This window comes from Fluviicola sp. (genome assembly GCF_030151805.1).
Lineage (GTDB): Bacteria > Bacteroidota > Bacteroidia > Flavobacteriales_D > Crocinitomicaceae > Fluviicola.
The window spans coordinates 1-6,231 of record NZ_JASLCN010000044.1 but is presented as its reverse complement, the minus strand read 5'-3'; the positions used below and the strand labels follow the sequence as shown (position 1 = coordinate 6,231).

Annotated in this window: 6 protein-coding genes; 5 read left to right on the top strand and 1 reads right to left on the bottom strand. The window is 41.1% G+C overall.

From position 1 onward, the window contains the following. Positions 1–1,772 (bottom strand): ComEC/Rec2 family competence protein (locus Q1V93_RS01625; protein ID WP_300660575.1); only part of this gene is annotated, 1,772 nt, incomplete at its 3' end. Positions 1,773–1,888: 116 nt separating this feature from the next. Between Q1V93_RS01625 and Q1V93_RS01620 the strand changes: the two genes are divergently transcribed. The 5 genes from Q1V93_RS01620 (at position 1,889) to rpmI (ending at position 6,125) form a co-directional block, all read left to right on the top strand. Next, a complete protein-coding gene (locus Q1V93_RS01620) occupies positions 1,889–2,746 on the top strand; it encodes a hypothetical protein (protein WP_300660572.1) in 858 nt (285 codons plus the stop codon). 5 nt (positions 2,747–2,751) lie between these two features. Next, on the top strand, positions 2,752–3,255 hold the full coding sequence (locus Q1V93_RS01615; RefSeq protein ID WP_300660569.1) for a hypothetical protein: 504 nt from the start codon (positions 2,752–2,754) through the stop codon (positions 3,253–3,255). Between the two features lie 59 nt (positions 3,256–3,314). Then, positions 3,315–5,258, top strand: coding sequence for a threonine--tRNA ligase (thrS, locus tag Q1V93_RS01610; protein ID WP_300660566.1), 1,944 nt, complete (start codon positions 3,315–3,317; stop codon positions 5,256–5,258). An 8-nt stretch (positions 5,259–5,266) separates the two neighbouring features. Beyond that, positions 5,267–5,812, top strand: a complete 546-nt coding sequence (gene infC, locus Q1V93_RS01605; protein WP_300660563.1) for a translation initiation factor IF-3 — start codon at positions 5,267–5,269, stop codon at positions 5,810–5,812. A gap of 115 nt (positions 5,813–5,927) precedes the next feature. Beyond that, positions 5,928–6,125: a 50S ribosomal protein L35 gene (rpmI, locus tag Q1V93_RS01600; protein ID WP_124744687.1), complete on the top strand. Its 198-nt coding sequence runs from the start codon at positions 5,928–5,930 to the stop codon at positions 6,123–6,125. Positions 6,126–6,231 lie beyond the last annotated feature (106 nt).

Below are 6,231 nucleotides of genomic sequence, written 5' to 3'. Positions count from 1 at the left end.
AGGATGCTTTTCTTCCCGATTTTCAGCCGGTTGTCTGATTTCAATTCAATGACTTTCGTCAGGTTTAAACCCGAATCGCGGACTGCATTTTTGAGCGTTTGCTGAACTTGCTTGTTTTTGAGTGAATGTTCATAAAAAGTAATCAAACGACCTTCGTATTGAATCATTCCGCAAAACCGTTTCCCTGAAAAGATCTGAAGCTCGTTCCCTGAGAATTTATCGTGTCGTTTCCAGGAAATAAATAAAAAGCAACACGCCAATGCTGCAAAAGGCAATTTGGGAATCACCTGTTTGATCAATGTTTCATAAGTACAATAACCAATCAGCCCGATCAATAGTAAAAATTGGACGAAATTCAATTCAAAACCTGCTGCCAAACCTCCCGGAATCCGGTCCACAAACCCAATTCCCAGGACTAGGAGTTGTAACGAAATAACAGTAAGGAAAATAATGAGCGTGTTGAAATAAGGAATCCACGCGGTGAAAACGAGGAGGATGAGAAAAAGCAGCACGATGAATCCCAAAAGCATAACAACGATGTTGGAAAGCAGGAAATAATTGGGAAACTGATGAAACCAGTAAAGCATAAACGGAGTGGTTGCAATCGTCGCAGCAATTCCGATAGCGCTTCCTTTCCAAAGCCAGTCGAGCCATTTGGGTTTTATGTGGATGAGTTGATAAACCGGATTCTGAAAGAGAAAAATGCCGATCAAAGCAACATAGGAAAGCTGAAATCCGATATCGAAAAGGTAATACGGATCATACATCAGCAATACAACTGCGGAAAGAAGCAGGTTGTTCATCCCGTTATTTTTACGGCTCAAAAGCTGACCTAAAGTCAAAATGCTGAACATCACGACAGCCCGGATAACAGAAGGTGAAGCACCGCTTAACAATCCGAAACCCCAAATCAGAACGACGGAGAAAATGATGGCTTGTTTCTTTGAAATCCATTTGCTGAAAAATCCGAGAATGGTTTGGAAAATGATCAGGATAATCCCGACATGCAATCCCGAAACGGCCAAAACGTGCATTGCTCCTGTGTTTGAAAAGGAATCGAGTACTTCCGGATCAATTCCGGCTTTGTTTCCAAGCAAAAGCGCCACACCGATTCCCGAAACGGATTCCGGAAGCCAGCTTCGCATGTTTTGCGCAATTTGGTCCTGCCATTTCGAAAAGAAAATGGGGATATTGGTTCTCGTACCTGTCTTTGAGATGCAGTTGGAAGGAATGAATGCCCGTCCGATGTAATGATGTGTTCCGTAATAATAAGCGGCATCAAAACTACCCGGATTTGTTTCTGTTCTGAAAACCTCCAAAGCAGTTTTGAAAGCCACGTAATCACCGGTAGAATAGATACTTTCCAAAGTGTCGAGTGTGAGAATGATATTTCCGGAACCTGAAACTTGCTTTCTTCCGTCGCTTGTTTTTTCCAGGCTGATGTGAATGGTCTGATAACCGGATTCTGAAATATTGGATTTGAAAACAGTCCCGAAATTGACCTTCCCCGAAAGATCCGCAATGGCAGAAGTGTCTGTCTTTACCAGTTCTGTTTTTCCGAAGCCCAGGAGCATAAAACCGCAAACGGAAAGCGCGATTGTTACCTCGTCCAATAGAAAGGAATTCTTGAATAAGTTGGAGAAAACCAGGTAGAGAATCAGTAAAATGACAAGTGCCAGAATACTTAATCCAATAAGGCCCGATTGTTCGCCTGAAATGAATGAAAACAGAATGCCGAGAATTAAACCCAGCGTGATAGGTAATAGTGGCATATGTGTATAGCGGTTTTGAGTGAAATACGATACTAATCTAATAAATTGTAAGATAGAAGATATCCCGAATTGATTTTTCTTTGTTTCTTTACAATCAAAACTTTACAAACCAAATTATGTTGAAACTGAATTATTTCGTACCTGCTTTGACCCTTAGCTTAGCCCTGGCATCGTGTGGAGATAGTGAGTCCGATAAAAAAGAAACCGCAACAGTTGAGACAACTACTACGACTTCTCAGGAATCATCTGAGAATGATTACGTTTTGCCTCAGCCGATCACGTTAGCCAATGCGTTTAAAGCAGCCGGATTGAAATACCAGGCAGGAAAAACAAATCCTGTCGGAAATGCGGAGAAATATGCGCTTAAAATTGATCAATTGATGAATCTCGGAGTTTACTCCACGGATTTGGCATATTGTGCCATCAATTCCAAGTCACAGGAAGCGCGCGAATACCTGGCTGTAATCCAGAAAGTGGGTTCCAAAGTTGGTTTGGAGAGCGTTTTTGCCGATAAGGAATTAATCGCAAAATTTGATAAAGAAATGGGGAATCCCGTAGCATTGGAAAACCTGATTTACGATATTCAGGAAAAAACCGATGTATACATGGAGGACAATGACCTGAGATATTTGGGAGATATTCAGTTTGCCGGAGCGTGGATCGAAGGAATGTATTTGGGAATCGACAATACGAAAGAACAGGCTGAAATCGGGAAAGCTTTGGTAGAACAAATGAGTTTGTTGAAGAACATTATCAAAGGTTTTAAAAGTCATCCTGGACAGGAAGATGCCCGCTTGAAAGAAGTGATTGCTTTGTATGAAGGAGTTTTAAATACGTATGAAAATCAACCTTCCGTGAAAAAAGTCTCTAAAAATATTAATATTGAAACTCCGGAATTGACTGAAGCGGAATACCAGGCTTTAGCGAAAGAAGTGAAAAAGGTTCGTGACAACATTGTTAAACCCGGAAAATGATTTTTATGAAAAAACTAACTGCGTTTTATTTGCCTCTTATTGTTTGTTTCTTTTGGATATCGTTAGTTTCCGGAGGAAATGACAGTGCTTTGGAAGCACAGATGAATACTCTGAAACAAGAATGTAAGGAGCTGATTACCGGAACCCGCTATGAAGGTTCCAAAATTACATACTACCATGTAGGAGCCTCAAAACAAACCAAGAACATCGAGGTGTTTATGTTTCTTTCGAATGAATATCAATTTGCTGTCAGTGCAAAAAAATGTTCCGTTCCGGTGTCCATAAAAATATACGATGCCCCGACCGAGGTAAAAGGTCGTACGCTGATCGAAGAGTTTAAAAAAGTCCAGGGAAAGAACTGGAAATTTTCTTCTAATGACCTGAATGAGAAGTATTTAAAGAAAAAACCGGGATCGGACCGCTTGAAAAATATTCACATTGAGTATAGTATTGCGTCCGGGAAAGAATCAAAAGAAGGAATTGTTTTGGTTTACGGTAACAAATCTTAATAGATTATATGAGGCTTTTTGCCAGATAAAGCCTATTTTTGCACTAAATTTTGTAAGTGATGATTAATGTAACTCTTCCTGACGGATCAGTTAGACAATACGAAGCAGGAGCAACAGCATTGGATGTTGCTCTTAGCATTTCTGAAGGATTGGCTCGTAACGTATTGGCAGCCAAAGTGGATAACGTGGTAATCGACGCAACTCGTCCGTTGACGGGTGACTGCACCTTGCAGTTGCTGACCTGGAACGACGATGAAGGAAAATCGACCATGTGGCACTCTTCAGCTCACTTAATGGCCGAAGCATTAGAGTTTTACTATCCGGGAATTAAATTGGCGATCGGTCCTCCGGTTGCGAACGGATATTACTACGATGTGGATTTTATGGATTATTCGTTCAAGGAAGAAGATCTGGATAAAATCGAGCAAAAAATGAAGGAGCTTGCAAAGCTAAAGAATCCGTTTGTACGCAAAGAGGTTTCCAAGGCGGATGCATTGGCATATTTTACAGAAAAAGAAGATCCGTATAAATTGGAGTTGATCCAGGATCTTCCTGACGGATCAATCACGTTTTACACACAAGGAAACTTCACGGATTTATGCCGTGGACCTCATATTCCGGATACCGGATTTATCAAGGCTGTAAAATTAATGTCGATTGCCGGAGCTTATTGGCGCGGTGACGAAAAGAACAAGCAGTTGACGCGTGTTTACGGAATTACATTCCCGAAACAAGCTGAATTGACAGAATACCTGGAGAAAGTGGAAGAGGCAAAGCGTCGTGACCACCGCAAACTGGGGAAAGAATTGGAATTGTTTACCTTCTCTCAGAAAGTAGGACAAGGTTTGCCATTGTGGTTGCCGAAAGGAGCTGCATTGCGTGAGCGTTTGGAGAACTTCCTGAAGAAAGCACAGCGTAAAGCTGGTTACGAGCAGGTAATCACTCCGCATATCGGAAACAAGGAGTTGTATGTGACTTCCGGTCACTACGAGAAATATGGAGCGGATTCGTTCCAGGCAATTAAAACTCCGGATCCGAATGAAGAATTTTTGCTGAAGCCGATGAACTGTCCGCATCACTGCGAGATTTTCAAAAGCAAGCCGCGTTCATACAAAGATCTTCCTGCCCGTTTTGCGGAGTTCGGAACAGTATACCGTTACGAACAAAGTGGTGAGTTGCATGGATTGACACGTGTTCGCGGGTTTACTCAGGATGATGCACATATTTTCTGTACGCAGGATCAGGTGAAAGACGAGTTCAAGAAAGTAATTGATTTGGTGTTGTATATTTTCAAAACACTGGATTTCCAGAATTTTAAAGCTCAGATTTCACTGCGGGACCCTGAAAATCCGTCAAAGTATATCGGAACAGATGAAAACTGGGCGAAAGCGGAAAGCGCCATTATTGAAGCAGCAGCAGAAAAAGAATTGCCTACGATCGTTGAGTTGGGTGAAGCAGCATTTTACGGGCCGAAACTGGATTTCATGGTTCAGGATGCACTTGGAAGAGAATGGCAGTTGGGAACAATCCAGGTAGATTACAATTTACCTGAGCGTTTTGAGTTGGAATATACGGGTACGGATAACCAAAAACACCGCCCTGTAATGATCCACCGTGCGCCTTTCGGATCAATGGAACGCTTTGTGGCGGTATTGTTGGAACACTGTGCGGGAGACTTCCCGTTGTGGCTGGCAACTGAGCAAGTTGCAATCCTGCCGATCAGTGATAAATACAACGAATATGCGAAAGATGTTTTAGAATTGCTAAATAATTCCGATATTCGCGGCTTCGTTGATGACCGTAACGAAAAGATAGGCAAGAAAATACGCGAGGCAGAACTGAAAAAAATCCCGTTCATGTTAGTTGTCGGAGAGAAAGAAGCTGAAGAAAAGCAAGTCTCTGTAAGACAACGCGGAGAAGGTGATAAGGGTTCTTTGGGAGTAGATGAGTTTGCTGCTTTAGTTCGCCAAGCGATTGAAAAAGAATTGTCGACAAATGTTTAATTAACTGAATGAAAAAAGACAACAGAAGACCTGTAAGAAAAGAAGACAACGATCAACACCGCATAAACGGGAAAATCACTGCACGTGAAATCCGTTTGGTAGTCGAAGGTGAAGAGCCTCAGGTGATGACCACATCTGCAGCTTTACAGTTGGCAGAAGAACAGGAAATGGATTTGGTGGAGATTTCTCCGAATGCGGTTCCGCCGGTTTGTAAGATTATGGATTACCGTAAATTCTTATACAACCAAAAAAGAAAACAAAAAGAATTGAAGGCAAAACAAAGTAAAGTTGTTTTGAAAGAGATTCGTTTTGGTCCGAACACGGATGATCATGATTTTCAATTTAAATTGACGCATGCCCGTAAGTTTTTGGAAGAAGGTTCGAAGGTAAAGGCATACGTGTTTTTCCGTGGTAGAACGATTGTCTTCAAAGATAGAGGTGAGATTCTATTGTTGAAATTTGTTCAGGAATTAGCTGACCTTGGAACCTTGGAACAAATGCCGAAACTGGAAGGGAAGCGAATGATTGTGATGATCAACCCGAAGAAGAAATAGGAAAAATGGAGAATTGAAAATTGAAAAATTGATAAGGGCAACCCTCTTTTCAATTCTACATTTTCAATTTTAAATTATAATTGATAAAGTGCTCATTTTTTAAAGAAAAAGAGAAATGCCAAAAATGAAAACAAATTCCAGTGCTAAGAAGAGATTCACAGTAACTGGGTCTGGTAAGATCAAGAGAAAACACGCTTTCAAAAGCCACATTCTTACGAAAAAAACCAAGAAGCAAAAACGTAATTTGACTCACGCAGGTTTAGTACACGATGCTGACTTGTCGAACGTTAAATTGATGTTGAATATGAAGTAAAAGCAGAACTTACGTTCGCTTTACTTTATAAATTTAAGTTCCGATTCGATACGAGGTATTTGTTTGCGGAACGGTATTGTTAACCAAGTATTGAGTACCAAAGTCA